Genomic DNA, 12973 nt, shown 5'->3' with positions numbered 1-12973 from the left:
CAACGGACTAGCCCTTGATGGCGCCCATCGACAGGCCCGACTGCCAGTACCGCTGCAGGCTGAGGAACGCGATGATCAAGGGGACGATGGTCAGCAACGCGGAGGTGATCACGAGGTTCTGGACGAGGGCGCCGTTCCCGGCCGCCGAGCCCAGCTCGTTCCACTGATTGATGCCGACCGTCAGCGGATACCAGTCGGGATCCTTGAGCATGATCAACGGTAGGAAGTAGTTGTTCCAGATCGAGACGAACGAGAACAGCAGGACCGTCACGCTCGCCGGCGCGAGCAGCGGGAGCGCGATCTGGAGGAAGGTCCTGAACTCCCCGGCGCCGTCGATCTTCGCGGCTTCCAGCAGGCCGGTCGGCACGGCCTCGGCGGTGAACACCCACATCAGGTACAACCCGAACGGGTTGATGAAGGACGGGATGAGCACCGCCCACGGCGTATCGGTCAGGCCGAGCTGCGCGAACAGCAGGAACTGCGGGATCGCCAGGGCGATGCCGGGGACCGAGATCGACCCCAGCACCACGAGAAGGAACACCCGTTTGCCGGTGAAGTCGAGCCTCGCCAGGGCGTACCCGCCGAGCGCGGCCAGGAAGGTCGAGACGGTCGCACCCACGACGACGTAGAGCACGGTGTTGAGCAGCCACCGGGAGAAGATCCCGTCCTGGTAGCCGAAGACCTGCACGATGTTGTCCCAGAGGGCGAACTCGCGGCCGGGAGCGAGCCCGAACGACGACACGAAGTCGGCCTGCGACTTGGTCGCGTTGATGACCAGCCACACCAGCGGCAGCAGGCAGTACAGCGTGAACAGGCCCGTCATCACGGTGAGCGTCGTGCTCTTCCTCGGATTGCCCACCGTGTGGAGCCGGCCCCCGCGACCGGAGGTCTGCCCTGCCCCGCCCGGTCGGCTAGTGGTCCGACGCATTGCGCAACCCCCTGATCTGGACGGCGTAGGCGACGACGATCGTGATCACCGCCATGACGAGGGCGAGCGCGGCCGCATAGCCCTGCTGGGACCCGGTGAACGCCAGGTTGTAGGCGTACAGGTTGGGCGTGTAGAAGGTGGTGACGCCGCTGTTGGCCACCATCGAGGGCAGGATCTGCGGCTCGTTGAACATCTGGAACGTGCCGATGATCGAGAAGATGACCGTGACGACGAGTGAGCCGCGCAGTGCCGGCAGTTTGATCGCGCGCACGATCTGGAGCTCGTTCGCGCCGTCGATCGCGGCGGCCTCGTACAGCTCGCGCGGGACGGCCTTGAGCGCGGCGTAGAAGATGAGCATGTTGAAGCCGGTGAACGCCCACGTCACCATCACCCCGATGGAGATGAGCGTGGTGTCGGGGGCGAAGGGGTTGAAATCCGTGCCCAGAGCTTCGTTGAGGCTGCCGAACAGGCCGTACTTGATGCCCAGCAGGAATCCCCACATGAGCGTCGACACGATCGCCGGCACCGCGTAGGGGAGGAAGATCGTCACCCGCAGGAATCTCGTGCCGTGCAGGCGCAGGGAGTCCAGCGCGAGCGCCAGCGCCATGGCGAAGATCAGCATGACCGGCACCTGGACGAGCGTGAACCAGAAGACGCGTCCCACCCCGTCCCAGAACTGCGGATCCTGGAACAGCTTGCTGTAGTTGGCGAATCCGACGAACGTGGTGCCCCCGACGAGCTTGTCCTGGAAGAAGCTCAGGTAGACGGCGTACAGGATGGGCACGATGAACACGAGCGCGAACAGCGCCGCGAAGGGTGCGATGAACGCCAGTCCGATCTGTGGCCTGCGTCGTCTGCGTGTCGGCGTCGGATGCCGCTGTCTCGCGTCCGGCAGTGCCATGGCCGAAGCGGTTGCCTGGTCCATGTCGTGTTCCTTCCGATCCATCGCGATGCCCGGCTCCCTCGCGCGGGGGCCGCGACCGCTCGCGGGACCGGCCCCCGTCCTGATGCCGAGCCGCTAGTCCACCTGGAAGCCCTGCTCGTTGCCGTACTGGATGCAGCGCTGCCGCCACTGTTCGAGGATCTCGGCGAGCGAGCCCTTGCCCGTCGTGTAGAACGGCGATGCGAGGTCGCCGTAGATCGAGCGCGCCCACTCGAAGAACGGCGGGTACTGCCAGCCGCTCCCGACGATCTCCGTGGCCTCGGCCAGCACGACGCCGGTCTTCTGGTCGCCGAAGTACGTGTTGGCCTTGCTCCTGAACTCCTCGTTCTCCAGCACCGATGTGTTCGGCACGAAGGCGCCCGCGTCGACGCGGGTCGCGAGACCGCCGCCGTGCGTGAAGTACTCCAGGAACTTGAAGGCCGCTTCCTTGTGCTCGGCCGCGGCCGGGATGCCGAAGGAGCTTCCGCCGTTCGCCGCTCCGACCTTGTCACCTTGCTGCCACTGCGGCATCAGGGCGACCCTGAAGTCACCGCCGGCCTTCGGTGCGCGCTCGGGCAGGGTGGAGGTCAGCCAGCCGCCCATGGTCTGGGTGGCGAGGGTGCCGTCGTTGAGCGCCCGGTTCCAGTCGTCGGACCAGCCCGTGATCTTGGTGTTGATCAGGCCCTCGTCGAGCATCTTCTGCCAGAAGGCCACGGCCTTGGTCGTGCCGGCGTCCGTGAAGTCGATGTGCACCTTGGTGCCGTCCACCGTGAACGGCCGGCCGCCGGCCTGCCAGATGAGAGAGAGGAGGAAGAAGATGTCGCCCGTGTCCTGGGCGATGTAGTAGTCGTCGCCGAGGGCGCGGATCTTCTTGGCGGCCTCGTAGTAATCGTCCCAGGTGGCGGGGGGCTCCTCGATGCCGGCCTTCTTGAGCGTGGCCGCGTTGTAGAACATCGCCGACGGGCCGTAGTCGGAGGGCAGCGCGTAAACCTTGCCGTTGACCGTCACGTCGCTCCACGCGGCCGGGACGTAGTCCTGCTTGAGCTTGTCCACGCCGAACTCCCCGAGGTCGGCGAGCTTGCCGGGAACGGCGAAGTAGGGGACCGCGAAGTACTCGAACATCACGAGGTCGGGCACACCGGAACCGGCCTGGATGGCGTTGTCGAGCGACTTGTACTGATCCTGGGACGAGCCCGCGTTGACGACCTCGACCTTGATGTTCGGGTTCGCGGCCTGGAAGCCGGGAACCGCTTTTTCGACGGTGCCGTCCCAGCTCCAGACCGTGACCTTCACCTGCTCGTCACCGCCGCCACCGCCAGTTGCGCTGCCGCTGCCGCCCGAGCATGCGGTCAGCGCGAGCATCGGCACGAGTACCCCGGCAAGAAGCCTGACCTTCTGGGGGAGGCGCATGGGCCTCTCCTCTCGTCCTGAGCTGCTACCGAAAAAAGTTCGCAACTTGTTCGTTGTTGCGAGGACATTAGGTGTCGTGTCTGGCCCGTGTCAACGGGTGTAACAGCGTGAAACCCTGGTAAGAAGGGTTCGTGGTAGATTTCGAAATAATTTCGGAGCCAGGAAGGGAGCCCTGATGCAACGGCGAGGTCGTTCCGAGCGAGCCACTTTGGCGGATGTCGCCCGGCTTGCCGGCGTCTCGCCGACGACCGCCTCGAAGGTCCTCAACGGGCGCAGCGATGTAGGGGCGAAGACGCGCGAGCTGGTGCTCGGGGTCATGGCCGAGATCGGCTACAAGCCGACGGCGGTGCGACACGAGCAGACACGGGACCGCACCCTCGTCACCGTGCTCGACATCGTGGAGTCCCGTTATGCCGGAACGGTGCTCCAGGGGATCCTCGTGGCCGCGACCTCGGCGCAGGCCGAGCTCTTGCTCCGGCTGCCGCCCGGGGAGCCGATCAGCACGAGCCGCGCGGCGGCCCGGGCCTGGCTGGAGGCGGAGAGGGCGTCCGGGGTGGTGGGCATCATCGCGCTGGCCGTCGCCGTGCCCGACTCGGTGCTCCTCGCCGCGGAGGATCTCGGGGTGCCCATCGTGACGATCGATCCCATCGATACGACCGAATCACGTCTCGTCAGCATCGGCTCCACCAATTGGGCGGGCGGTCGTTCGGCGACCGAGCACCTCATCAAGCTCGGCCACCGCAGGATCGCCTGGATCGGCGGGCCGCTGGGCTCCGCCCCCTCGCTGGAGCGCTTCCACGGCTATCAGGCCGCGCTCGACTCGGCCGACCTGGCGCCGGACCGCGCGCTGATCCGCCACGAGGCGTTCTCCGTCGAGGCGGGACAGCGCCACGGCCATGACCTCCTCGCACTCGACGAGCGGCCGACCGCCATCGTCGCGGGCAACGACGAGATCGCCGTCGGGGTCCTCGCCGCGGCCAAGGAGCTCGGCATCTCCGTCTCGGGCGAGCTGTCGGTCACCGGGTTCGACGACACGCCACAGACCGAGTGGACCACGCCCCGGCTCACCTCCGTCCGGCAGCCTCTCGTCGGCATGGGCCGGATGGCCGTCGAGGCCGTTCTCGGCATGGCGGACGGCGTCCAGCCCGCCTCCCGGCACCTCCAGTTGGCGACCACCCTCAGCGTCCGCGACTCGACGGGCCCCGCCCCGTCATCCTGAGCGTCCCGCTGCTGGAGGAGACCGAAATGCTCTGCATACGCCTGACGAACGGCAACCGGAAAGGTCTTGTTTCCGCGATCGTCATCGCTTACCTTTGCCGCTGCAAACGTAACCGACAGCGATTGCACCTAGTGAGGGCGACATGGCCAAGGGCGCAGCACCGGTGACGATTTGGTGATGTCGCACGATCTGCGGGCGTCTCCACCGCGACGGTGTCGTGAGTGGTCAACGGGGGGCACGGCGTCAGTGCGAGCACCATGGCACTGGCCCGTCCGGTCATCGATCCGGCCGAGGCCGGCGCCCCCATCGGCCCGCAATGGCGCTGAAGGCCCTGGAGGTCGGCTCCACCGCAGCGCCGAAAAACCCTATGTGACCGTGACGGCACCCGCCGGTACGGCGTCTCAGCACACCTGACATTCGCGGCAACGAACGTCAGGTGGGCACATCGACCCCACGACGGATGGAGGTGCGAACACCGACCACGAACTATCCACCGCATGAATCAGGCCGGCCAGTCGGGCGTCAACCGTGGCCGGCCATCAGGGAGTTTACGTATGCCATTTTTAGGTTATCACGGCAGGTCACGCCCTCAGGGCGGGCGCCGGCTCGCCGCGGCGATCACCGCTGGGGTGATGGCGATCGCGGCGATGTTGCTCGCGCCGCTCCCGGCGGCGGCGGACACGCCGTGGCTCAATGTCTCCGCGGACGGCTACGCGTCCTTCAGCGTTCCGGTCGCCTCCGTCGAGGCCGGTGTGGGCCAGGTGGCGCAGGTCGCCATCGAGGGGAACTTCGGCCCCTCTTTCGCCTGGGCGGAGTTCGGGCTGACCCGCCGGGGCGACGCCTGGTCGGGCGTTCTCGGCCCGCTCGAACCCGGGCTGTACTCCTACCAGGTCACCGGCGACGGCACCAAGGGTCTCAAGGATCCGACGAACGACACCGGCGTGGCGTCCAAGCCTCTCTGGAGCACCTTCCTCGTGCCGGGCGACGCGGCGCGCCTGCTGGCGGACGCGCCCCAGGGCCAGGGCGGCAAGGTCGAGACCCTGACCTACCGGGCCAAGCGCCAGGAGCGGTCGGCTCTGGTATGGACGCCTCCGGGGTACGCGGCCAGGGGCCATAAGGCCTACCCGGTGCTGTTCCTGCGGCCCGGCGACGGCGGGAGCGCCACCGACTGGCTCGACCTCGGCCGGGCCAAGCAGATCTTCGACAACCTGTCGATCCAGAAGGCCATGGAGCCGATGGTGGTCGTGATCAGCGACGGCAACGGGCCGGGCGACGACAAGGATCTCCGGAGAGCGGTCGCCGACCGCTACCGCGTCCATCGCGACCCGGCGCACCAGGCGATCGCCGGCGTGGCCGAGGGCGGCACGCAGGCGCTGCGTGCCGCGCTGACCAGCCCACATCAGTACGCCTATGCCGGCTCGTTCTCCGGTCTCCTGAGCGATGGCGCCGGCCGGGCGGACGCGAACGCGATCAACCGCCACGTCAAGCTGTTGCGTCTGTACACGGGGAACGTGACGGACCCCGCGTACAACGTGGCCAACCGCCTGACGAAGGCGCTGGACCACGCCCATGTCGCGTACGAATTCGACGGGGTCAACCCCGATGCCGGGGGGAACTGGAACGCCTGGCGGGAGAACCTGATCGACTTCGCGCCGCGGCTGTTCCGTAAGGTGTCGGACCACGGTCCGAGCGCCGGTCACGGGCGGCTGAAGGGCGAGTTCACCCCGCCGGCGCCCGGCACCACGCCGACGCCGTTCGTGACCGAGGACGGCTTCGTCACCTTCGAGACCACGACGGACTTCCAGGACGCTCAGCACGTCACGGTGTGGGCGAACTGGGCTCCCAACGGGAGCTGGCTGCGCATTCCGCTGACGCGCACAGGCGACCGGTGGCGGGCGACCGTGGGCCCGCTCGACCCGTGGTTCTACTACTACCGGCTGATGGTCGACCGGGTCGCGGTCAAGGACACGGCCAATCCGACGCAGGTGACCACCGAGCCGACCTGGAGCACCTTCCTCGTCCATGGGGACGAGGCGCGCCTGCTCACGGATGTTCCCGCCGGTCAGGGCGGAAAGGTCGAGAGCATGACGTACCGGAGCTCCGTCGCGAACCAGGACCGGACCGCGCTGGTCTGGACCCCGCCGGGATACGACCCCGACCGCGCGGAGCCGTACCCCGTCTTCTACCTCCAGCACGGTGGGGGTCAGAACTACACGGACTGGGTCGAGATGGGACGCGCCAAACAGATCCTCGACCACCACTTCCTTGACGGGAACCTGGCGCCGATGGCGGTCGTGATGGGCAACGGCAACGTGTCCGACTTCAACAAGGAGCTGCTGGAGAACCTCGCCCCGGCGGCCCGCGCTCGCTACAACATCTCCAGCGACCCGTCGCAGCAGGCCCTGGCCGGCCTCTCGATGGGAGGCGGGCAGACGTTCGGCATGCTCAAGGCGCACCCGGGTCAGTTCGCCTACGTCGCGGCGTTCTCGGCCGGGTTCGGCAGTGCCGCCGGCGTCGATGCGGAGGCGATCAACCGTGGCACCAAGCTGCTGCGCCTGTATGTCGGCGACCAGACGGACTTCGTCTACCCGTCGTTCATGACGTCCCTCACCACCATGACCGACCTCGGCATCCGTTACGAGTTCGACGGGGTCACCCCCGGGCCGCACGGCTGGGACGTGTGGCAGAAGAACCTCATCGACCTGGCGCCACGCCTGTTCAAGCGCTGAGCGAGCCCCATTGTCCGGCTTCATCGCCTGACGCGGGCTGTGTTAGCGCTCACATGAGGATCGGTACGAAGGACGGGGCGCGTCACCCGTGCCCCGTCCCGGCCGTTCGCTCGGTTTCACCGGCACACGAACCTTCGTGCGCCGCGATCCACAAGGGAAATGTGCCCATGAAGAAGAAATGGCTCTCCGCGACGGCCAAGCTCGCCGCCGCGACCGTGCTCGCTACCGTGCTCGCGGCCTGCTCCTCGGGTGGGGGAGGGGGTGCGAACACCGCGAGCGGCGGCGGCGCGAGCAACTGCACGAACACGATCCCCAAGAAGAATCTGCCCGTCGTGACGATGTGGGGCTGGTACCCCAACACGCAGCTCGTCGTCGACAACTTCAACAAGCAGAACGGCGAGGTGCAGGTCTGCTGGACCAACGTCGGCCAGGGCAGTGACGAGTACGACAAGTTCCAGACGGCCATCTCGGCGGGGACCGGCGCCCCTGACGTGATCATGATCGAGATGGACCGGATCCCGACCTTCCAGATCCAGAACGCGCTCGTCGACATCAAGAAGTTCGGCTTCGACGCCGTCAAGGCCGACTACAGCGATGGCGCGTGGAAGGACGTCTCGGTCGGTGACGCGGTCTACGGCGTGCCGGTCGACGGTGGCCCGATGGCGATGATCTACCGGAAGGACATCTTCGAGAAGTACGACATCACGCCGCCGAAGACGTGGGCGGAGTACGAGCAGGCAGCCCAGAAGATGAAGGACGCGGGTGGCCCGGCGTTCGGCGACTTCGCCGCGAACGTGTCGGCCCTCACGATGGCGCTGCAGATCCAGAAGGGCGCGGCCCCGTTCACCTACGACCCGGCGCAACAGAGCTCCATCGGCGTCAAGCTGAACGACCAGGCCTCCAAGGACGTGCTCGACTACTGGGGGAACCTCGCGCGCAAGAAGCTGGTCGGGACGCAGGACCAGTTCACACCGGAGTACATCTCCGGGGTGATCAACGGTAAGTACGCGACGTACATCTCGGCGGCCTGGGCGCCCGGCTACCTCTCCGGTGCCGGCGTCGGCAAGGGCGAGGACACCGGCAAGTTCGCGGTGGCGCCGCTCCCGCAGTGGGATGCCGACAACCCGGTGCAGGTGAACTGGGGCGGATCCGCCTTCTCCGTGACCAGCCAGGCGAAGAACCCCGAACTCGCGGCGAAGGTGGCCTACGGCCTCTACGCCGACAAGGAGTCGCTCACCCACGGCTGGACCAACCAGATCATCTTCCCGCTGAACCTCAAGGCGCTCAACGACCCCGCATTCGTGGACCTGAAGGTCCCGTTCTTCGACGGTCAGCAGGCCAACAAGGAGGTCTACGTTCCCGCGGCGAACGCCTACAAGGGCGTCACCTACGCCCCGTTCGGCCAGTACTACTTCGACGCCATGACCAAACAGGTCAGTGCGCTCATCGACGGCTCCGTCACCGGTGCGCAAGCCGCGGACCGGATTCAGGAGGACGTGGCGAAGTACGCCAAAGAGCAAGGCTTCACCGTTCAGTGACGGAAAGGGTGGGCCGTCTTCCACGGGCCGGCCCACCCGCGATCCCCCCGCATCGACCTCCCGGAGTCCAGATTGACCCTCACGGCCGAAAAAGGTGCGCCCAGCACCCAAGACAGGAAGTACAGAATTCGCAGCAAGGTGCGCCTCCGCGAGCATGTGATGGGGTGGCTCTTCGTCGGGCCATTCGGGATCGTCTTCCTGGCCTTGCTCATCGCGCCGCTCGCGTACGCGCTGTACCTCAGTCTTTTCCAGAAGAGGCTGATCGGCGGCACCAGCTTCGTCTTCCTCGACAATTATGTGAAGGCGTTCACCGACCCGAGTTTTCTATCCGGGTCATGGTTCGTCATCCGCTTCTCGCTGGTCTCCATCCCGCTGCAGATCATCATCGCGCTCGCGATGGCCCTGATCCTGGACGGCATGACCTCGATGTTCACCCGTTTCTCCCGCCTCATGATCTTCCTCCCCTACGCGATCCCCACGGTCATCGGGGCCGTCATGTGGGGATTTCTGTACAGCAAGAGCTTCGGGCCGCTCTCCGACCTCTTCGGTCTGTTCGGCGTCGCCCCGCCTGATTTCCTCAGCAGCAACCTGATCTTCTACGGCCTGGTCAACATCGTCACCTGGCAGTGGGCCGGTTACTACATGATCATCCTGTACGCGGCGCTCCAGGGCATCGACCCGGCGCTTTACGAGGCCGCCCGCATGGACGGCGCCGGCAAATGGCAGGTCGCGCTACGCATCAAAATCCCGCTGATCGCCCCCGCGCTGGTCCTGATCCTGGTCTTCTCGCTCATCGGCACCCTGCAGTTCTTCAACGAACCGCAGATTCTGCGCTCCCTCGCGGCCGGCACGATCGGACCGGACTTCACCCCCAACATGTACGCCTATCAGCAGGCATTCGCACTGGCGAACTTCAACTACGGATCAGCGATCTCCTTCGCTCTCGGTGGGATCGTCTTCGTCGGCGTCTACGCCTTCCTGTTCTTCACCCGCGAGCGGAGGAGCTTCCTGTGATGAGCGACCGTTCCCGCGCCGGCGCCCGCCGCCGGCCACAACGCCACCTCCCCCTGCAGGTGCTCCTCGGCTTCCTGGTCGTGTACTTCCTCGTGCCGTTCTGGTGGGTCATCGTCAACAGCTCCAAGGACGCCCCCGGGCTGTTCGGCGGCGGCAACACCCTGTGGTTCGCCGATCACGTCGACTATCTCGGCAACCTCACGCAACTGTTCACCTATGACAACGGCATCTACGGCAGGTGGATCCTCAACTCCACGCTGTACGCACTCGCGGGCGGGGTCGGCGCCACGGTCCTGGCCGTCATGGCCGGCTACGGATTCGCCAAATACCGATTCGCCGCCAGGCGCTTCAGTTTCTCACTCGTGCTCGGCGCGTTGATGGTGCCGGCGACGGCCCTGGTGATTCCCACCTTCATGATGTTCTCCGAGTTCGGCCTGACCAATACGATCTGGGCGGTGATCCTCCCGTCACTGCTCAACCCGTTCGGCGTGTACCTGATCCACGTGTACGCGCGCGACGCGGTTCCCGACGAGATCCTGGACGCGGCGCGGGCCGACGGGGCGGGTGAGATACGAACGTTCCTCCAGGTCGCATTCCCGCTGATGCGGCCCGCGGTGGTCACCGTTCTGCTCCTGTCCGCGGTGGCCTCCTGGAACAACTACTTCCTGCCTCTCGCCATGCTCTCCGACAACCGTCTGTTCCCCGTCACCGTCGGGCTCGGTCTCTGGCAGGGAATCGCCTCGGCGAACAACGCGGGCAGCACCTCCCTCTGGAGCCTCATCATCATGGGCGCACTGGTGTCGGTCGTGCCCCTCGTCATCGCCTTCTTCACGCTGCAGCGGCACTGGCGCGGCGGGCTGTCCGTCGGTGGCCTGAGGTAGAGCCGGAGCAGGGTCGGGTAGCGGGCGTGTTGACCTCAACTGGGGTTGAGGTCGCACGATGGTGGCCGGGCGTCGCCCCGCATCCCGACCTTGAGGAGTGTGTCCGTGAGCACGGATACCGGTTTCTATTCGATCATCGACTACACCGTTGACGGCTTCGACACGCAGCGTGAGCTGGTAGAGGCCTTCGCGGAGGTCCAGGAGCGGTGGGTGCGTTTCTATCCCGGCTATCGCTCGGCCCGCTTCCACGTGAGCACCGACGGCACCCGCGTGTACAACATCGTGCACTGGGCGAGCGAGGCGGACTACCGCCACTTCGTGGAGACCTCCGACACCGACGGCCGGGTGGCCGCCATCGCCAAGGCGCTGGAGGGCCTGTCCGGGCAGGCCGAACCACGTATGACCGGAGTGCCCACCTACACCGTCGTCCGCGAGATCGGTCCCGGACCCCAGCGTCTGGATGCCTGATCGCCCGAACCCGGCACCACGCCGCCGGGAAAGGGCGAACCACGCTCCCTCAACCACGATCACTGAGCGGGACGTTCATGAAGCTTGAGATATACGCCGATGTGCTGTGCCCCTGGTGCTACATCGGCAAAAGACGCCTGACGGCCGCCTTGGCCCACCCGGCCGGCCGCACCGGCATCGAGATCGTCTGGCGCGGCTACGAACTCGCGCCGCACGAACGCCGGACCCCCGGCCCGACCGCCGCGGAGGCCATGTCCGGCTGGTGGGGCGAGCAGGCGCCGGCCCGCATCGCCCGGATCCGGTCGCTGGGCGCGGCCGAAGGCCTGGAGCTGAACCTGCATCTGGCCCGCCCGGTGAACACCTTCGACGCGCACCGGCTGGTCAAGCTCGCCGCCGACCGCGGCCGGGCCGACCAGATGATGGAGCTGCTGCTGCACGGCTACCACACCGAAGGGCGCAACGTGGCCGATGCGCACGTCCTGCAGCGCCTGGGCGGCGCGGCCGGGCTGAACGCCGGGGAGGTGCGCGCTGTCCTGGACGGCGACGACTACGCCGACGAGGTACGCGCCGACCGGCGCCGCGCGGCCGAGCACGGCGTCACCGGCGTGCCCAGCCTGGTGATCGACGGCCGGCCGCCGGTCTCCGGAGTCCAGCCCGTCGCCGATCTGCAAGTGCTCCTGCGGAACGACCGACCGGCCGACCCGGCGTCCTGATCACGAGGGGCGTGAGCCTCATGCCTGTCTGGGTCGAGGCCGGACCACGGCGACCGGGCAGACCGCCTGATTCAGCACCGTACGGCTGACAGAGCCGAGCACCGCGGCGGCGAACCCGCCCAGACCGCGCGAGCCCACGACCACCAGATCGGCCGTCTCGGCGGCCTTGATCAGTGCCTCCGCCGGATGGCCGACGACTTGCTCGTCGACGATCTCGATGTCCGGGTTCTTCTCGCGCCACGCCGACAGACGTTCGGCCGCCAGGCGAAGCTCTTGCTCACAGGAACTCGCACGCACCGCGCTGTATCCCGCCGCGTGCGACGGCGTCACCGGCATCTGCCAGGCGTACGTGACCTGCAGGGGCACGCCGCGGGCACGAGCCTGCTCCGCGGCGTAGGCCAGGGCGACCTGAGCGTACGGGGAGCCGTCGTCGCCGACGACCACCCGGCCGTGCTGCGCGCCGGACCCGCGCACGATCACCACCGGACTGCTCGCGTGGCCGGCGACGCCCATGCTCACCGAGCCGATCACGAGCCCGGCGAAGCCGCCGAGCCCCCGGCTGCCCAACACCACGCTGTCCGCGGAGGCGGACTCGGCGACCAAGGAATCGATCACATTGCCGGCCAGCAGCTCGGTGGTGACCTGAACGTCGTTCATCAGAGCGCGCACCCGCTCGCGGGCCGCCTCCAGCGTCCCGGCACAGTAGTCCGTTGTCTCACGGGTGAAACGCGACTGCTCGCGCACATGCACGAGCCGCAGGTCCAGCCTCCTCCGGCGGGCGTCGGCGGCTGCCCATTCCAACGCCTCCGTCGACGGTGCGGAGCCATCCACACCGACCACTACAGATCTGACCATCACACGACCTCCCCCGCTTCTTCCCCCATACCCGGCCGGCCGTGCGCGGCATCAGGCGAAACGTTCCAGACATGGGCCTGACCGAGTTGGGCCGCCGCCGATGGTACGGCGCGTTTCCCGGGTAACGCGGCGCCTGACAGATATGTGTAAAAAAATATATTAATCCCCGGCCGCCGGCACGCGAGAGACCGGCGTTAGGCGATGAACCCGGGAGGGTAGGCACGTCATCAGCCGGCACCGTTCCGGAGAATCGCGGCATTCTTGACCCGCAGCACTCACGCGAAGCAGGTTGAGCG

At 67.1% G+C, this 12973-nt stretch carries 11 protein-coding genes; 7 read left to right on the top strand and 4 right to left on the bottom strand.

Annotated features, from left to right (window positions below):
* Nucleotides 1-7 precede the first annotated feature (7 nt).
* The 3 genes from ACIBQX_RS14035 to ACIBQX_RS14025 all read right to left on the bottom strand — a co-directional run bounded on the left by ACIBQX_RS14035 (nucleotide 8) and on the right by ACIBQX_RS14025 (nucleotide 3260).
* Nucleotides 8-859, bottom strand: a complete 852-nt coding sequence (locus ACIBQX_RS14035) for a carbohydrate ABC transporter permease (RefSeq protein WP_397004195.1) — start codon at nucleotides 857-859, stop codon at nucleotides 8-10.
* Between the two features lie 52 nt (nucleotides 860-911).
* Nucleotides 912-1853 carry a carbohydrate ABC transporter permease gene (locus ACIBQX_RS14030; protein WP_397004193.1) on the bottom strand — a complete coding sequence of 314 codons (942 nt, stop codon included), beginning with the start codon at nucleotides 1851-1853 and terminating at the stop codon, nucleotides 912-914.
* 93 nt (nucleotides 1854-1946) lie between these two features.
* On the bottom strand, nucleotides 1947-3260 hold the full coding sequence (locus tag ACIBQX_RS14025) for an ABC transporter substrate-binding protein (RefSeq protein WP_397004191.1): 1314 nt from the start codon (nucleotides 3258-3260) through the stop codon (nucleotides 1947-1949).
* Nucleotides 3261-3435: 175 nt separating this feature from the next.
* Between ACIBQX_RS14025 and ACIBQX_RS14020 the strand changes: the two genes are divergently transcribed.
* The 7 genes from ACIBQX_RS14020 (at nucleotide 3436) to ACIBQX_RS13990 (ending at nucleotide 11822) form a co-directional block, all read left to right on the top strand.
* Nucleotides 3436-4479: a LacI family DNA-binding transcriptional regulator gene (locus tag ACIBQX_RS14020; protein ID WP_397004189.1), complete on the top strand. Its 1044-nt coding sequence runs from the start codon at nucleotides 3436-3438 to the stop codon at nucleotides 4477-4479.
* 554 nt (nucleotides 4480-5033) lie between these two features.
* Nucleotides 5034-7208 carry an alpha/beta hydrolase gene (locus tag ACIBQX_RS14015; RefSeq protein WP_397004187.1) on the top strand — a complete coding sequence of 725 codons (2175 nt, stop codon included), beginning with the start codon at nucleotides 5034-5036 and terminating at the stop codon, nucleotides 7206-7208.
* Between the two features lie 167 nt (nucleotides 7209-7375).
* Entirely contained in the window at nucleotides 7376-8746 is a 1371-nt protein-coding gene (locus ACIBQX_RS14010; RefSeq protein ID WP_397004185.1) for an ABC transporter substrate-binding protein, read from the top strand.
* A gap of 138 nt (nucleotides 8747-8884) precedes the next feature.
* Entirely contained in the window at nucleotides 8885-9760 is an 876-nt protein-coding gene (locus ACIBQX_RS14005) for a carbohydrate ABC transporter permease (protein WP_397004183.1), read from the top strand.
* Nucleotides 9760-10641 (top strand): carbohydrate ABC transporter permease, encoded by an 882-nt coding sequence (locus ACIBQX_RS14000; protein WP_397004181.1) that lies wholly within the window; start codon nucleotides 9760-9762, stop codon nucleotides 10639-10641. Before ACIBQX_RS14005 ends, ACIBQX_RS14000 begins: the two co-directional genes overlap by 1 nt.
* Nucleotides 10642-10746: 105 nt before the next feature.
* Nucleotides 10747-11109, top strand: coding sequence for an antibiotic biosynthesis monooxygenase family protein (locus ACIBQX_RS13995; RefSeq protein WP_397004179.1), 363 nt, complete (start codon nucleotides 10747-10749; stop codon nucleotides 11107-11109).
* Nucleotides 11110-11186: 77 nt separating this feature from the next.
* The gene (locus tag ACIBQX_RS13990; RefSeq protein ID WP_397004177.1) at nucleotides 11187-11822 is read left to right on the top strand and encodes a DsbA family protein; all 636 of its coding nucleotides are present in this window, start codon (nucleotides 11187-11189) and stop codon (nucleotides 11820-11822) included.
* 18 nt (nucleotides 11823-11840) lie between these two features.
* Here ACIBQX_RS13990 and ACIBQX_RS13985 read toward each other — a convergent pair whose 3' ends face one another.
* Nucleotides 11841-12677, bottom strand: coding sequence for a universal stress protein (locus tag ACIBQX_RS13985; protein WP_397004175.1), 837 nt, complete (start codon nucleotides 12675-12677; stop codon nucleotides 11841-11843).
* Nucleotides 12678-12973: the final 296 nt, after the last annotated feature.

The sequence above is a fragment of the Nonomuraea sp. NPDC049714 genome (assembly GCF_044465295.1).
In the GTDB taxonomy this organism is placed as follows: Bacteria; Actinomycetota; Actinomycetes; order Streptosporangiales; family Streptosporangiaceae; genus Nonomuraea.
The sequence above is the reverse complement of the archived record's forward strand: the minus strand, read 5'-3'. Positions and strand labels throughout refer to the sequence as shown.